Annotated in this window: 11 protein-coding genes; 2 read left to right on the top strand and 9 right to left on the bottom strand. The window is 63.6% G+C overall.

The genetic code is table 11. The annotated features are described in order from the left end of the window. Positions 1-3: 3 nt before the first annotated feature. Positions 4-1872, bottom strand: coding sequence for an ATP-binding protein (locus tag IB265_RS16580; RefSeq protein ID WP_082615907.1), 1869 nt, complete (start codon positions 1870-1872; stop codon positions 4-6). 228 nt (positions 1873-2100) lie between these two features. Between IB265_RS16580 and IB265_RS16575 the strand changes: the two genes are divergently transcribed. Continuing rightward, positions 2101-3426 (top strand): dicarboxylate/amino acid:cation symporter, encoded by a 1326-nt coding sequence (locus IB265_RS16575; protein WP_057251763.1) that lies wholly within the window; start codon positions 2101-2103, stop codon positions 3424-3426. 79 nt (positions 3427-3505) lie between these two features. On the opposite strand, the gene IB265_RS16570 is transcribed toward IB265_RS16575, so the two are convergent. Continuing rightward, positions 3506-4225 carry a YafY family protein gene (locus tag IB265_RS16570; protein ID WP_057251762.1) on the bottom strand — a complete coding sequence of 240 codons (720 nt, stop codon included), beginning with the start codon at positions 4223-4225 and terminating at the stop codon, positions 3506-3508. Between the two features lie 90 nt (positions 4226-4315). Here IB265_RS16570 and IB265_RS16565 point away from each other — a divergent pair, with 90 nt between their 5' ends. Continuing rightward, a complete protein-coding gene (locus IB265_RS16565; RefSeq protein WP_057251761.1) occupies positions 4316-4927 on the top strand; it encodes a glutathione S-transferase family protein in 612 nt (203 codons plus the stop codon). 43 nt (positions 4928-4970) lie between these two features. Here the strand turns inward: IB265_RS16565 and IB265_RS16560 are convergent, their stop codons facing one another. The 7 genes from IB265_RS16560 to IB265_RS16530 all read right to left on the bottom strand — a co-directional run bounded on the left by IB265_RS16560 (position 4971) and on the right by IB265_RS16530 (position 14324). Next, positions 4971-5471: a hypothetical protein gene (locus IB265_RS16560; RefSeq protein ID WP_057251760.1), complete on the bottom strand. Its 501-nt coding sequence runs from the start codon at positions 5469-5471 to the stop codon at positions 4971-4973. 97 nt (positions 5472-5568) lie between these two features. Beyond that, positions 5569-6492, bottom strand: a complete 924-nt coding sequence (locus IB265_RS16555; protein ID WP_057251759.1) for a response regulator transcription factor — start codon at positions 6490-6492, stop codon at positions 5569-5571. Further along, complete coding sequence (locus IB265_RS16550) at positions 6485-9871, bottom strand: ATP-binding protein (protein WP_057251758.1); 3387 nt, start codon at positions 9869-9871, stop codon at positions 6485-6487. Before IB265_RS16550 ends, IB265_RS16555 begins: the two co-directional genes overlap by 8 nt. A 186-nt stretch (positions 9872-10057) precedes the next feature. Continuing rightward, the gene (locus IB265_RS16545; RefSeq protein ID WP_057251757.1) at positions 10058-11461 is read right to left on the bottom strand and encodes a CehA/McbA family metallohydrolase; all 1404 of its coding nucleotides are present in this window, start codon (positions 11459-11461) and stop codon (positions 10058-10060) included. Between the two features lie 7 nt (positions 11462-11468). Further along, positions 11469-12572: an ABC transporter ATP-binding protein gene (locus tag IB265_RS16540; protein WP_057251756.1), complete on the bottom strand. Its 1104-nt coding sequence runs from the start codon at positions 12570-12572 to the stop codon at positions 11469-11471. 13 nt (positions 12573-12585) lie between these two features. After that, a complete protein-coding gene (locus tag IB265_RS16535) occupies positions 12586-13416 on the bottom strand; it encodes a carbohydrate ABC transporter permease (RefSeq protein ID WP_057252095.1) in 831 nt (276 codons plus the stop codon). Beyond that, positions 13416-14324: a carbohydrate ABC transporter permease gene (locus tag IB265_RS16530; RefSeq protein ID WP_057251755.1), complete on the bottom strand. Its 909-nt coding sequence runs from the start codon at positions 14322-14324 to the stop codon at positions 13416-13418. The genes IB265_RS16535 and IB265_RS16530 overlap by 1 nt, the downstream gene beginning before the upstream one ends. Positions 14325-14393 lie beyond the last annotated feature (69 nt).

Below are 14393 nucleotides of genomic sequence, written 5' to 3'. Positions count from 1 at the left end.
CGCTCAGGCCCTCTTCAGGCGCACCGTGAAGACGGTGCCCTTGTCGCTGGTTTCGACTGATATCTCGCCGCCATAGTCGGCGACGATCTCCTGGGAGATGGCGAGTCCAAGGCCGAGCCCTTCGTCCTTCGAGGTGTTGAACGGCGTGAACAGATCCTCGCGGATATGCTGTGGTATGCCGGGGCCGTTGTCGGTAACGACAAGCAAGACCGTGCCGGAAGGGTCCTCCTCACAGCGCACGCGGATCTCGGCATCGCTGCGCTCGCCGAGTGCCTCCAAGGCATTCTGCAGGAGATTGATCAGGACCTGTTCAAGACGGATGCGGCTGCCGTAAACGCTGAGCCCGTTTTCCGGCAGGTCGATGACGATGGCATCCATGCGGCCGGCAAAGCGGCTGCGAAGCAGCATCAAGGCGCCCTCGATCACCTCGCGCATCGGTGTCGGCTCGGCGACGAAGCGGCCCTTGCGGGCAAAGCTGCGGAGTTCGTCGGTGATTGTACCGACCCTTTCGGTCAGCTCGGCGATGCTGACGAGGTTCTCCACCGCCGTTTGCTGCTGCCCCCGGTCGAGGAAGGTGCGGGCATTGTCGGCATAGGCGCGGATGGTCGCGACCGGCTGGTTGATCTCGTGGGCGACGCCGGCGGCCACCTGGCCGAGGATCGCCAGACGGTTCGCCTGAACCAGTTCCTGCTGCACGGCCTGCAGCTTCTCGCCGGTGCGCCGGTGATCGGCAATCTCCGTTTCGAGATGATCACGCGCAAGGCTGAGATCCTGGGTGCGCTCCGCCACGCGGTGCTCCAGTTCATCGCGCGCGGCACGCTCCCTTGTCGCAACCAAGGTCAGGGCCTGGCGACGACGCAGGAGGAAGGCCGCAAGCGCAAGCAGCGGCACGATCACGGCCAGCGCAATCAGCCGGGCCTCGCGGGTTGCCGCCGAGACCGCCCCATCCAATGGCGCCAGTTGCTCCAGCCGCCAGCTCGTGGTCGGAACCATGGTTTCGACCCGCAGGAACCGCCGCTCGCTGTCGCCGGGCAGCAGCGCATGCAGCTCGCTGGAGCCGTCGCTGGTCGGCCCGATGTCGCGGAACGGCAGCGGCAGCAGCGAGGCATCGCCGAATTGCAGGCTGTCGCGGATCGCAGCGACACGATCGCGCGGAATGGTTCTGGTGGTCATGAAGCGCCAGGACGGGAAACTGGTGATGAGCACGATGCCGCGCCGGTCGGTAACATAGACCGGCTTGCCGGAGGCGAGCCACTCCGCTTCCACATCGTCGAACTCGAGCTTGGCGACGACGACGCCGATCGGGCCGTCCTGCCCCTGCACCCGCCGGGAGATATAGAGTCCCGGCCGTTTGCTGACCGTGCCCATGGCGAAATGCTCCGCCTTGCCGTCCCGCATCGCCATGCGGAAATATTCGCGGAAGGCGTAGTCGTTGCCGACGAAGCTCGTCGGCTCACGCCAGTTGCTGGCGGCGACCGCGACGCCGTCGTTGCCGATCACATAAATGACGGCGGCGTCCGTGTTGGCGGCAAGTGCCTGCAGCTTCTCGTTCAACCGCTGCAGCGCCTGGCCGTCGCGGGTCGAAAGCGCTGCTTTCACCTCGACGTCGTCGGCCAGCACCAGCGGCGTCGAGCGCTGACGTTCGAGCACGGCGCGCAGCAGCGAGGCTTTCAGATTGGCATCGATCCGGCTCTGGGCGTCGACGGTTTCGAGCGCCTGGTTGCGTCCATATTCACCGGCGAACAGAAGGCCGGCGACGAGCAGCGCCAGAGCGAGGCCGGCGAACACCAGCCAGGTGCGGCGCATCGACCGGTCGAGATCTGCCAGGTTGAGGGGGGCGGATAGGGCACTGAACATGGCGCGATTGTGCATTTTTTCGCTCAGACTTCCAGGTGACCTGTGCGGAAATCCGCTCAACTCTTTGTGCGTGTCGAGCCGTGTGAACGAAACATCCACGTCGATTCAAGGGCTTGGCTCTCGCCGCAGAGAACTGGCACGCCCGTTGCAAATGACATCCTCATGACAGCCCGAGCTGTCGCGCATCGGAAATTGACCCGGGAGGCCCGGCATGACGCCGGACTGGGTCCAGTGGAGGATATCATGATTATCGACCAATCCGCGGAACCGCGCGGCAAGACACCTTTCTATCGTCATCTCTATGTCCAGGTGCTGGCGGCGATCGCCGCGGGCATCCTGCTCGGCCATTTCTATCCGTCGCTCGGCACCGAGCTGAAGCCGCTCGGCGATGCCTTCATCCGCCTCGTCAAGATGATCATCGCCCCGGTCATCTTCCTCACGGTTGCGACCGGCATTGCCGGCATGACCGATCTCGCCAAGGTCGGCCGCGTCGCCGGGAAGGCGATGATCTACTTCCTGACCTTTTCGACGCTGGCGCTGATCATCGGCCTGATCGTCGCCAATGTCGTTCAGCCGGGCGCCGGCATGCACATCGATCCGGCGTCGCTCGACGCCAAGGCGGTGACGACCTTTGCCGAGAAGGCACATGAGCAGACGATCACCGGCTTCCTGATGAACATCATCCCGACGACACTGGTCGGTGCCTTTGCCGATGGCGACATCCTGCAGGTGCTGTTCATCTCCGTGCTCTTCGGTCTTGCGCTGGCGATGGTCGGCAAGAAGGCTGAGCCAGTCGTCGATTTCCTGCACGCGCTGACGCTGCCGGTCTTCAAGCTCGTCGGCATCCTGATGAAGGCCGCCCCGATCGGCGCCTTCGGCGCCATGGCGTTCACCATCGGCAAATACGGCGTTGCCTCGATCGCCAATCTGGCGATGTTGATCGGCACCTTCTACTTGACGTCCTTCCTCTTCGTCTTCCTGGTTCTCGGCGCCGTCGCCCGCTACAACGGCTTCTCGATCATCGCGCTGATCCGCTACATCAAGGAAGAACTGCTGCTGGTTCTCGGCACATCCTCGTCGGAAGCGGCACTGCCGGGCCTGATGAGCAAGATGGAAAAGGCCGGCTGCAAGCGCTCGGTCGTCGGCCTGGTCATTCCGACCGGCTACTCCTTCAACCTCGACGGCACCAACATCTACATGACGCTGGCGGCCCTCTTCATCGCCCAGGCCATGGATATCCAACTGTCGCTCGGCGACCAGGTGCTGCTGCTGCTCGTCGCCATGCTGAGCTCCAAGGGTGCCGCCGGCATCACCGGCGCCGGGTTCATCACGCTGGCCGCAACGCTCTCGGTCGTTCCCGCCGTTCCGGTTGCCGGCATGGCACTCATCCTCGGCATCGACCGCTTCATGTCGGAATGCCGCGCACTCACCAACTTCGTCGGCAATGCGGTCGCGACGATCGTCGTTGCGAAGTGGGAAGGCGAGCTGGACGAGGCACAGATGGCGGCTGTCCTTGGTGGTCGCACGCCGGAAGCGCTGCCGCAGCCGGCACTGCAGCCGGCCGAATAAGCTTGCCTCCCAAGGCATGACTGCCTAAGCGCAGTCCGAACGCGGCCCGTGGCAACACGGGCCGCGTCGTCGTTTGGGCTCATTGCCCGCTCAGCGTCATCTTCGGTTTATCAGGCGCACCACCGTTCAAGTAGGCGATGAACTCCCTAAGCATCGGCACCCGGCGCGGGCGGAAGCTCTCGTCCGCCATGCGGACATCGGCGATGCGATCGACGCGGAATTTGCGGTAGTCCTGCCGGAGGCAGCACCAGGCGAGCAGCACCAGCACCCGCTCCAGATAGACGATCGCCAGCGGCAGCACCTGCCGGTCGGTCCTCTGTTGCCCAGCGTCCACATAGCCGATGACGACCGCGCGCTCCTGCCAGCAGGCTTCGCGCAGCAGGCTGACATCGGCCACCGGTGGATCCCGGCGTTCGAAGCGATAGACCTGCGATGCGGCGTGCAGCGCCTGGCGCTGCAACCGGTCGGGCAGCGTCGCCGTGATCTTCGAAAGCACAGCGCCTGCCGCGGCCGCGAGATCAGGCTCGCCCATGTGCTGCACTTCGGCGAGGCCGAGCACCAGTGCCTCGATTTCGAGACGTGTGAAGGTCTGGGGTGGCAAGGCGATGTCCTCCGTCAGCCGGTAGCCGAAGCCCCGCTCGCCATCGATGACGGCGCCGGCGGCGCGCAGGCTGTCGATGTCCCGGTAAAGCGAGCGCAACGACACACCGGTCTCCTCGGCGAGCCGAGCGGCCGTCACCGGGGAAGGGAGGGTGCGCAGCGCCTGCAGCAGGCGGAACAAACGATCACTACGGGCCATGACTGAAGATAGACGAAGCCTACTGACGGAAACTGACAGTTGGGCAACTGTATAGGTTCCGCATTCGCTAACGCAACCGAGGACTTCATCATGCTGACGCTCTTTCACGCCCCGCGCTCGCGCTCGTCGCGCATCATCACGCTGCTTCGCGAACTCGACGCCCTCGACAAGGTCGAAATCAAGATCGTCGACATCACCCGCGGCGACGGCAGTGGCCGGAAGGACCCGGCGAACCCGCATCCGGAAGGCAAGGTGCCGCTACTCGTTCATGACGGCGTCGTGCTGTGGGAAAGCATTGCGATCATTCAGTATCTGACCGATCTCTTTCCGGAAAAGAAGCTGGCGCCGCCTGTCGGCGACCCGCAGCGCGGCCGTTATCTGAGCTGGCTTGCCTGGTATGCCGGCGTCGTCGAGCCGGTGCTGATCACGCAGGCGGCGGGGCTTTCGCATCCCTATCTGGATAGCACCTTCCGCGGTCCGGAACAGATGGCACAGCGCCTTGAAAACGCGCTGAAGGACAGGCCCTATCTGATGGGCGAACACTACTCGGCGGTCGACCTGCTGCTGCATTCGCCCTTTGCCTGGTATCCTGCAGCGACACCGGACAGCGCGGTCGTCAAGGCGTGGGTCGAACGCTGCGGGCAGCGCCCGTCGCTGCAATGGACAGCCGACTACGACACTCGCACCGCGGCCGCGGCCTGACTGCGCTGAGTGGCCGCTCTCGTCGAGGGCGGCACTTTTTCCGCTATTTTCGCTTGAGGTTGATCTCGCTCGTCACCACCCGCTTGCCGGAAGCTGGGTCGACATCAACCGTCGTCAACTGCATGCCGTCGGCGCCGATCTTGCGTACGGTCAGGTCGGCGCGGCGGTCGCCGTTGACTTCCTTAGCCCAACGGATGGTCAGATTGATCGCATCGCCGCGGCGACTGCCGTTGAGACCGGCACGGCCGCCGCGCGGGCCGAGATAAGAGCCGCTATAGGTTGAGCCTGTATAGCGAAGCTTCGCGTCGATGGAGCGTGAGATCAGCAACATGCCCCGGCAGACACCGGCCATCGACAGCGCGAGGCCGATTGCTTCGGAATTGAAGCTGCAGGACACGTTGACTGGCGACATGTTGGTCCGGATACGGACGACGCCGCTGCCCGCCCAGCTCCCGCCCAAGGACTTCAGGAACGCGCCCTCGTCCGCGCGCGCAACGCCGGCGGCGCATGCGGTCATGACGACAAGCAACAGCCATCGTGGCATGGATGCAACCCTCCGTTCAGCGGCATCAATAGTACATCAGTGGGCATCTGGGTCACCAGCCGAACGTGTCAGCGTGGCAGATGTTCCGTTCTTCGCTTCAGATCCCGTGCAGAACCTGCGTTGCCTTGACGGCGGCCGATGCCCGGTTCTCGACGCCGAGCTTCACATAGATCTGTTCCAGATGCTTGGTCACCGTACGCGCGCTCAGGCCCAGGATCTCGCCGATGTCGCGGTTCGCCTTGCCCTTGGCGATCCACAGAAGCACCTCGGATTCCCGCTGCGTCAGCGCGAAGTGCTGGCGCAGCATTTCGTCGTCCGTCAGCCGGTTCTCGGCCGTCAGGCGGAAGAGATATTCATTCGGGCCGATGCCGCCGAGATAGGATATCTGCAGGCCCGCTTGGCCGGGTTGGTCGAGCGTGAAGCTCTCTTCGGGCGATGACGGCCCGCGGGTGCGGTTATCCATCCAGCGCGCTATGCGTTTCGTGACCGTGCTCAGTCCATCGTCACGGCCGGTTGCGGCATTGACGAGGCGGGTTGCCTGCGGCGTCGACCAGCAGATGCTGCCATCTGCGCGCACAGCCAGGAGATGGCGCCCGGCCGCATCGAGCGCGACGCGGGCGCTCTGGGCGGAGCGCGCGTTGGAGAGATGGACGCGGATGCGTGCCCGGAGCTCGTCGATGTTGATAGGCTTCGTCAGATAGTCGACGCCGCCGGCTTCAAGGGCGCGGACAACATGCTCGGTCTCGGTCAATCCGGTCATGAACAGTACCGGCGTCTGGCCGACGGCGGCGTTGGCCTTGAGGCGCCGGCAGGTTTCGAACCCGTCCATGCCCGGCATGACCGCGTCAAGCAGAATGACGTCGGGAGTAATGCGCTCCGCGATCGAAAGCGCGGCGTTGCCCGACGTTGCGATCAGCGCGGAGAAGCCCGATTGCTCCAGCGCTTCGGTCAGGAAGCCGAGAGCTTCCGGCGAATCATCGACGAGCAGAACGATGTCGCGGCGGTCATAGGTCTCAGCCACGGGCCTCGCCTCCTTCTTGGGTGTTGTTCCTGAGGAAGGCGTCGTAGCCGGAAAGATCGAAGGCCTGCACATAGGTCCGCGCCTCCTCGACGAAGGATTGGTGTTCGGGTGCGAGCGCGATCTCCGTCAATTTGGCCTCGATGCCCCTGATGTAACCGATCTCGCCGAGGCGGATCAGTTCCTGCACATGATGAAGATCCGGACGCGTCATCGATCGGACCGGTGGCGCGGCATGCGGCGGCTGTTCCTCGTCTTCGTGGATCCAGGTGAGGTCAAGATGCACCGCAAGTTTGTCGACGAGTTGGCCGACGACGAAGGGTTTGGCGAGCGTGTCGTTGTGGCCGGTGAAGGCGCCGGTGGTCGAGCCGTCGCCGATATTGGCCGACAGCATGATGATCGGCGCCGTTTGTCCTGCTTCACGCAGCCTGGCGGCGAGTTCCCAGCCGTTCATGCCCGGCATCGAGATGTCGATCAGGAAGAGGTCAGGGCTGACGTCCGCAAGGAGGGACAGGCAATCGGCCCCGGATGGGATGGCGAAGACCGTGAAATCCATGGGCACCAGGATCTCGCGCATCAACGTGCGATGATCGGCATTGTCGTCGACGACGACGATCGTGCGCCGCGAGCCGAGATAGGAAGTGACGCGCCGGACGGGTGCCGCGAGCGCCGGACGGTCGACGGCCGAAAGCATCAGCCGGACGCGGAAGGTGGTGCCTTTGCCAAGCGTGCTCGTGACGGCGATTTCGCCGCCGAGCGTCTGCGTCAAAAGCCGGGTGATCGTCAGGCCCAGCCCGAGGCCTGGCATGCTGCCTTGATGCTCGGCCTCGCCGCGCTGGAAAGGGTCGAAGATGCGCGGCAGGTCCTTGTCAGCAATGCCACGACCGCTATCGATAACGGTGAAGGTCGCCACCTGGCTTCGATAGGCGACATCCAGGCGGATGCCGCCGCGCTCCGTGAATTTCAGTGCGTTGGAGAGAAGGTTGACGAGGATCTGGCGCAGGCGCTTCTCGTCGGTTTTCACATAACGCGGCAGGCTGGCGGCGCGCTCGTGCTCAAAGGCGATGCCTTTTGCCTGCGCCTGCGGCCGGAACATTTCGACGATCTGGTCGAGGAAATCGAAAATGTTGATCTCGTTGGAATAAACCTGCAGCTTGCCGGCCTCGATCTTGGAGATATCCAGCAGCCCGTCTATCAGGCCGGAGAGATGGTCGGCGCTGCGCTTGATGACCTTGATCGCGCCCTGTCGCGCCGGCGGAATGGTCTCGTCGCGCTCCAGCACCTGGGCGTAGCCGAGCACGGCGTTGAGCGGCGTTCTGAGCTCATGGCTGAGGCCGACGACATAGCGGCTCTTGGCGCGATTGGCGGCTTCCGCAGTTTCTTTTGCCTGCTGCAGGGCGGCGTCCGTCTTCTTGTGGGCGGCGATTTCTTTGAGCAGCAGCGTGTTCTGGCGGGAGGATTCTTCTTCGGCCACCACGCGGCTGTCATGGGCGAGCACATAGAACCAGGAGACGATGCCCGCGAGCACGGCGAAGACAAAGAAGACGACGGCGACGGTACGCTCGACCACCGCGGCGACCTCTGGGGATGATCCGGCCGTCTGGTGGGCGATCATAGCCAAAATCAGGCCGATGCCGGCGATCGACAAAACGGCGGAGATCGCGTAGCGGCCGAGACGGGTCGCCAGCTTTTCGGTGATCGCGCTGGGCAGCAGCGTGTTGGCGACGGTCGCGACCTGGGCGTTGAAACGCGCCTTCGGCTTGCACATGTCGTGGCAGCGGCTGTCGAGCGAGCAGCAGAGCGAGCAGATCGGCGCCGCATAGGCCGGGCACCAGGCCATGTCCTCCGGTTCGAACGGATGTTCGCAGATCGAGCAGGTGATCTCGGTCTTGCTGGCCCAGCTCCGGCGTGGCTTGCGGGCGAGGTAGAACTTGCCGTCGGTACCCCAGGCAATCAACGGCGAGGCGATGAAAGCCACAACGAGTGCGATATAGGGTGCGAGCGAAGCGGCGATGTCGCCGAATACGCCGAAATGCGCCGTCAGCGCCACCGTCGCCGAAATCGCCATGGCGCCGAGGCCGACCGGGTTGATGTCGTAGAGATGCGCGCGCTTGAATTCGATACCGGGCGGCGATAGGCCAAGCGGCTTGTTGATGAAGAGGTCGGCCGAAATCGTGCAGAGCCAGGCCATGGCGATGATCGAAAAGACGCCGAGCGTTTCCTCGAGCAGCCGATAGATGCCGAGTTCCATCAGAAGAAGCGCGATCGCGACGTTGAAGATGAGCCAGACGACGCGGCCCGGATGGCTGTGCGTCAGCCGCGAAAAGAAGTTCGACCAGGCGAGCGACCCGGCATAGGCGTTCATCACGTTGATCTTCAGCTGCGAGACGACGACGAAGGCGACCATCAGCAGGAGGGCTGCCGTTTCCGACGGGATCATGTAGCCGAAGGCGGTGTAGTACATCTGCGCCGGATCGGCCGCCCTGGTCGAGGGCACGCCGGCAGAAAGCGCCAGAACCACGAGGAAGGAGCCGGCGAGCAGTTTCGGCGCGCCGACGAGCACCCAGCCGGAGCCGGCAAGAAAGATGGCGATGCGGTGATGCAGCTTGCGCTGGCCGTCCGGCGGCAGAAAACGCAGGAAGTCGACCTGCTCGCCGATCTGCGCCATCAGCGCGAAGATCACGGCCGATGCCGCCCCGAATTCGACGAGATCGAAAGGGGCGATCGTACCGGGCGGCCCTGATGCGTGATGAATGCCGGAATAGGCAAGCCAGGCGCCGACTTTTTCCCAATCGGCAAAGGCGATGAACGCGAAGGGCAGGATATTGAGAACGATCCAGAAGGGCTGGGTCACGAGCTGGAACTTGCTGATCAGCCGCACGCCGTGGGTGACGAGTGGGATGACCATGACGGCACTGACGATGTAGCCGATCCACAAGGGGATGCCGAGTGCGAGTTCGAGCGCTCCCGACATGATAGAGGCCTCGATCGCAAAGAGGATGAAGGTGAAGCTCGCATAGATCAGCGAGGTCAGCGTCGAGCCGATATAGCCGAAGCTGGCGCCGCGGGTCAGAAGATCGATGTCGACGCCGTGGCGGATGGCATAACGGCTGATCGGCAGCCCAACCGTCAGGATCATCAGGCTCGCGACCAGGATCGCGACGATTGCGTTGGTGGTGCCATAGGACATGGTGATCGCGCCGCCGATCGCTTCCAGCGCCAGAAAGGAGATCGCGCCAATCGCCGTCTGGGAAATGCGTTCGGAGGAAAAGCGTCGCGCGCTCTTGGCGGTGAAGCGCAGCGCATAGTCTTCCAGCGTCTGGTTGGCGACCCAGCGATTGTATTCACGCCGAACGGGGATAATGCGCTGGCGTGCCGCCATGGGGTTCCTAACGTGCCGTCGAGGGAGGTCCTGCCTTTTTTCTTAGCACGGATGTTTTCTGCTTAAAATTACTGCAACGGTGAAAATGTGCGGTGCAGCAAAGAAAAAGCGCGACCAGCGGATTCGGCTATGGGGATAGCCGAATGCGGTGATCCGGGCGCATTTGAGGTCTGATGGTCTCGGCGGTCAGGCGGGGATGCAATAAACCGGATTGCTGATGGCGCGGCGAACCGTGCGCTGCGCGAGATCGTCATTGGAGAGTTGCCACGGCAGGCTATTTCCGGGCAGCGCCTCGCGGAAAGCAGCGACGATGGCGTCTCGGCTCGCGAACGCGACGATCTCGGCTCGCAGGAAAATCGACGGCGAACCCATATAGTGGCCCGTCCAGTCGTCTGCCTCGATCATCTGCTCCCCGACGATGCCGGAGGCATCGAGCCACAGGAGTTTGTCGCCCTTGGCGCCGCGAACCAAAGCCTCTGCCGCAACTTGCCCGGTGACGGTCGATCCCATGGGCTGGCCGTTGGCGGTGAGTTCCAGATGCGGTCCCGTTGGGCCTTCGGTGACATAGCCGTGGCCGGATTTCATTGCGCCGAGCACGGCCTCTTCCGAAAGCTCTGCGAGAAAGAGCACCGTCGTCGGGCGTGCGAGCACCAGAGGCCCCTCCGGCATCAGTCGCGCCGGCTGATGGAAGTCGCTACCGCCGATGGCAGAGATCTTCAGGCCGGAGGCCAGCCGCTGCTGGTAGCGCTCCAGCGATACCCAGTTCCAGGCAAGCCAATGGGATTGCCAGACCTCCATGCAGTCGATCTTGGGCAGGTCGTAATCCCAGGGGATGGTCGGCTTGTCGTGGTTGATCGACAGCAGTCCGCCGCGCTCATGCACGAGACGTTCGAGCGTATGGGCATGCTCGGGCCTGGTCATGCGGAAATCGATCCAGTCGTCGACGCCGAAGACATTGGCGTGGCCGACGGCGGTGGTGATTTCCATGGCGCGGATGAAGACGAGGTCGGCGGAGGAATGCGGATGGAAGTAGCGCCGCTGGGTTATGGTGTTGTGGTCGGCGACCGCCAGGAAGTCGAGCCCTGCCTGTCGCGCGGCGGCGTGCAGCAGTTCCGGGGAACCGGCCGCATCCGAATGGAACGTGTGGCAATGAAGGTCGCCGCGATACCAGCCGGCCCCCTTGCGGACCGGAAACTGTCGCGACGGCTGCGGCGCGATCGCACGCCGGCTGCTGTCATGGTCTACGATCACCAGCACGTCGACGCCGCCTTCGGGGACTTTATAGAGACCCAACATGACCTTCCACCGCCCGGAGGGTATCTCGCCATGGATGTAGCCGGGGGTGGCGTCGTCGGTGGCGACGAAAAAGTGGTCGCGCGCGCCGCCGCTCCAGCCGCGAAATCCCTGATCGGTCGGATAGTCGGTTGCGCGCGGGTCAAGCACGCCGAGATCGATGATGCACTGCTCCGACTTCGGATAGCTCAGCGTCACGTCGATCCGCGTCACGCCCTCAGGTACATCGAAGGGGACGTAGAAATAGGGATCGGCCGCCTGATCCCTGCGGGTGATCCTCGCGGAAAATTCCAACATAGCGGCCTCAGCGCTCGTCGGCTGCGGGAATGCGCGCGCCGGTGTCGTCAAAGAGGGTGACGTGCCTGGCGTCAAAGGCGAGGTGCACGGAGGTTCCGACCTTGATTTCGTCATCGGTGAAAATGCGCGCCGTGACGCGGCCGTTGTCGCCGCGCTCGAGCGTAACGAGGCTTTCCGGCCCCATGTTCTCGTTGGCGAAGAGCTCGCCGGAAAGAATGTTGTGGTCGGTGGCGCCGGCGATGCGTAGGTGCTCCGGGCGCACGCCAAGCGTCATCTTGCCTGATCTCGCCGCCTTGGCGACGGCGTCGGTGAGTTCGATCGGCGCAACCTGAAGTCCGTCGGCGCGCAGATGCAGCGCGCCGTCGCCTACGGACGCCTCGACCGGAACCAGGTTCATCGGCGGGTTGCCGACGAAATTGGCGACGAAAGTGGTCGCCGGCCGGCGATAAATCTCGATCGGCGGGGCGAATTGCACGATCCGTCCCTTGTCCATGACGGCGATGCGGGTCGCGAGCGCCATCGCTTCCGCCTGGTCGTGGGTGACGTAAACGGCAGTCATGCCCATGTCGCGCTGCAGATGGTTGAGGAAGCCGCGGGCTTCGAGCCGGAGCTTCGCGTCGAGGTTCGAGAGCGGTTCGTCGAAGAGATAGACTTCGCTCGGATAGACCAGTGCGCGGGCGAGCGACGTGCGCTGCTGCTGGCCGCCGGAAATCTGGCTCGGCAACCGCTTCAGAAGGTCGCCGATCTTGAGCACGTCGGCCACATCCTTTGCCCGGGCATGACGCTTGGTTTCGGCCTCGCCGCGCACCTTCAGCGGATAGGCGATGTTGTCGGCGATGTTCATGTGCGGATAGAGCGCATAGTCCTGGAAGACCATGGAAATGCCGCGGTCCTTCGGATGCAGATAGGTGACGTCCCTGCCGCCGATCATCACCCGGCCGGAGCTTGGCGTTTCGAGACCCGCGATCATGCGCAAGCTCGTCGTCTTGCCGCAGCCCGACGGGCCGAGCAGGCAGATGAACTCGCCGTCGGCGATCTGGAAGCTGATGTCGGGCACGGCGACGAAGGCGCCGAAGGTCTTGGAGATGTTCTGGAATTCGACAGAGGCCATGACAGATTTCCGATTACGACTTGATGCCACCGAAGAACCGGAAACCGAATTTCCAATTCACGAAGAGATAGAGGGCGATGACGGGCAGCGAATAGATCAGCGAATAGGCAGCCAGCAGCGTGACGATTGGTGTGCCGGCCTCCGAATAGAAGGAGTAGATCGCGACGGATGCCGGCATCAGCTTGTCGCTGCGCAACAGGATGAAGGGGATGAGGAAGCTGCCCCAGATGTTGACGAAGGCCCAGACGACAACCACGACGATGCCCGGCCGGATGACCGGCAGCGCCACATCGAAGAACGCCTGCAGCGGCGAGGCGCCGGCGACCATGGCGCTCTCCTCATAGGAGCGCGGGATGGCGTCGATGAAATCGCGAAGAATGAACATCGCCGTCGGCAACAGCCCGCCGGCAAAGACGAGAATGACGGCAAGATGGGTATCGATCAGGCCTGCCGCCGAGATGATGAGGAAAATCGGCACCATCGCCGCCGAGCCTGAAACGACCGACGAGAAGAGCAGCAGGATATAGGTGACGGCGCCCTTGCCGGGGATCGGCGAGCGCGACAGTGCGTAGGCGGCAAGCGTTGCCGCCCCACCAACCAGAACCACGCCGCCCGCCGCCTGGATGAGGCTGTTCAGCAGCGCCTGCATCGCGAAGGTGTTCTGGAAGACGGTGGCGAAGTTCGAAAGCGTGAAGGGCGACGGTATGGCAAGGCCAAGTTCGGCACGGGCATTGAACGGCGCAAAGACGAACCAGACGAGCGGCAGCGCAAAGACCGTGCCGAGGAAGGTGGCAGCGGCCGCAAAGATCGCGCGCCGCACGAAGATGTTCTGAGTCTTCTGCATCATTCCGCCTCCACCGGCTTCTTGTGGGCAAGGCGAAGATAGACGAGCGCGAAGGCGAGATTGATCAGCATGATGACCACGCCGACGGCAGCGCCCTTGCCGAACTCGAAATCCTTGAACGCGATGCGGTAGGTGTAGATCGACAGGATCTCGGTGCGATAGGACGGCCCGCCATGGGTGAGCAGGAACGGCGTGAAGACGTTAAAGGTCCACATGGTGATGAGGATCAGATCGGTGACGACATGGCCGCGGATCAGCGGCAGCGCAATGTCGCGCAGCTTCTGCCACGAGGTGGCGCCTGCGACATCGGCTGCCTGGAAATAACTCGGCGGGATCGACTGGAAGGCCGAATTAAACAGCATCATCGAGAAGGCGGCGCCCCGCCAGGTGTTGAAGAACACGATCACCCAGAACGGTTGTTGCAGCAGCCAGTCGCCCGGCGGCAGACCGAGGCCGCGCAGGATCATGTTGAGCGTGCCGTTGTCGTAATCGAGGAACGCGAACCAGGCAAAGCCGATCACCACCTCCGGCAAGATCCAGGCGGCGATGACCGCGGTCTGCAGGAAGGATTTGAGCGTCGGCGTGACCGTCTGGCTGAGCCAGGCGAGCAGCAGCCCGAGCAGCGCCTGGCCGATCAGCGCCGAGAGCAGCACGAACTGGATCGTCAGGATCAGCGAAAACCCGAACTGGCCGCGGGTAAAGAAGGTCGCCGGATTGAAGAGCGCGAAATAGTTCTGCAGGCCGACGAAATCGGGGTCGACGGCCGTGCGGCCGAGCAGTGTGCGGTTGGTGAAGGAAACGAAGATCACCCAGAAGAAGGGAACGATGACGAAGACCCCGACGAGGGCCGTGGCCGGTGCCAGGAAAAGCGCGCCGGCGCGCGTCGAAAGCAGGGAGAATTTCTTCATGCGCGTTTCATGCCCATATCCTGGATCGGGAGCCCGGCCACGGATGGCAGCCGGGCGCTCTGTCGTTGG

It is taken from the genome of Ensifer sp. ENS10 (assembly GCF_014852025.1).
Taxonomy (GTDB): Bacteria; Pseudomonadota; Alphaproteobacteria; order Rhizobiales; family Rhizobiaceae; genus Ensifer.
The sequence above is the reverse complement of the archived record's forward strand: the minus strand, read 5'-3'. Positions and strand labels throughout refer to the sequence as shown.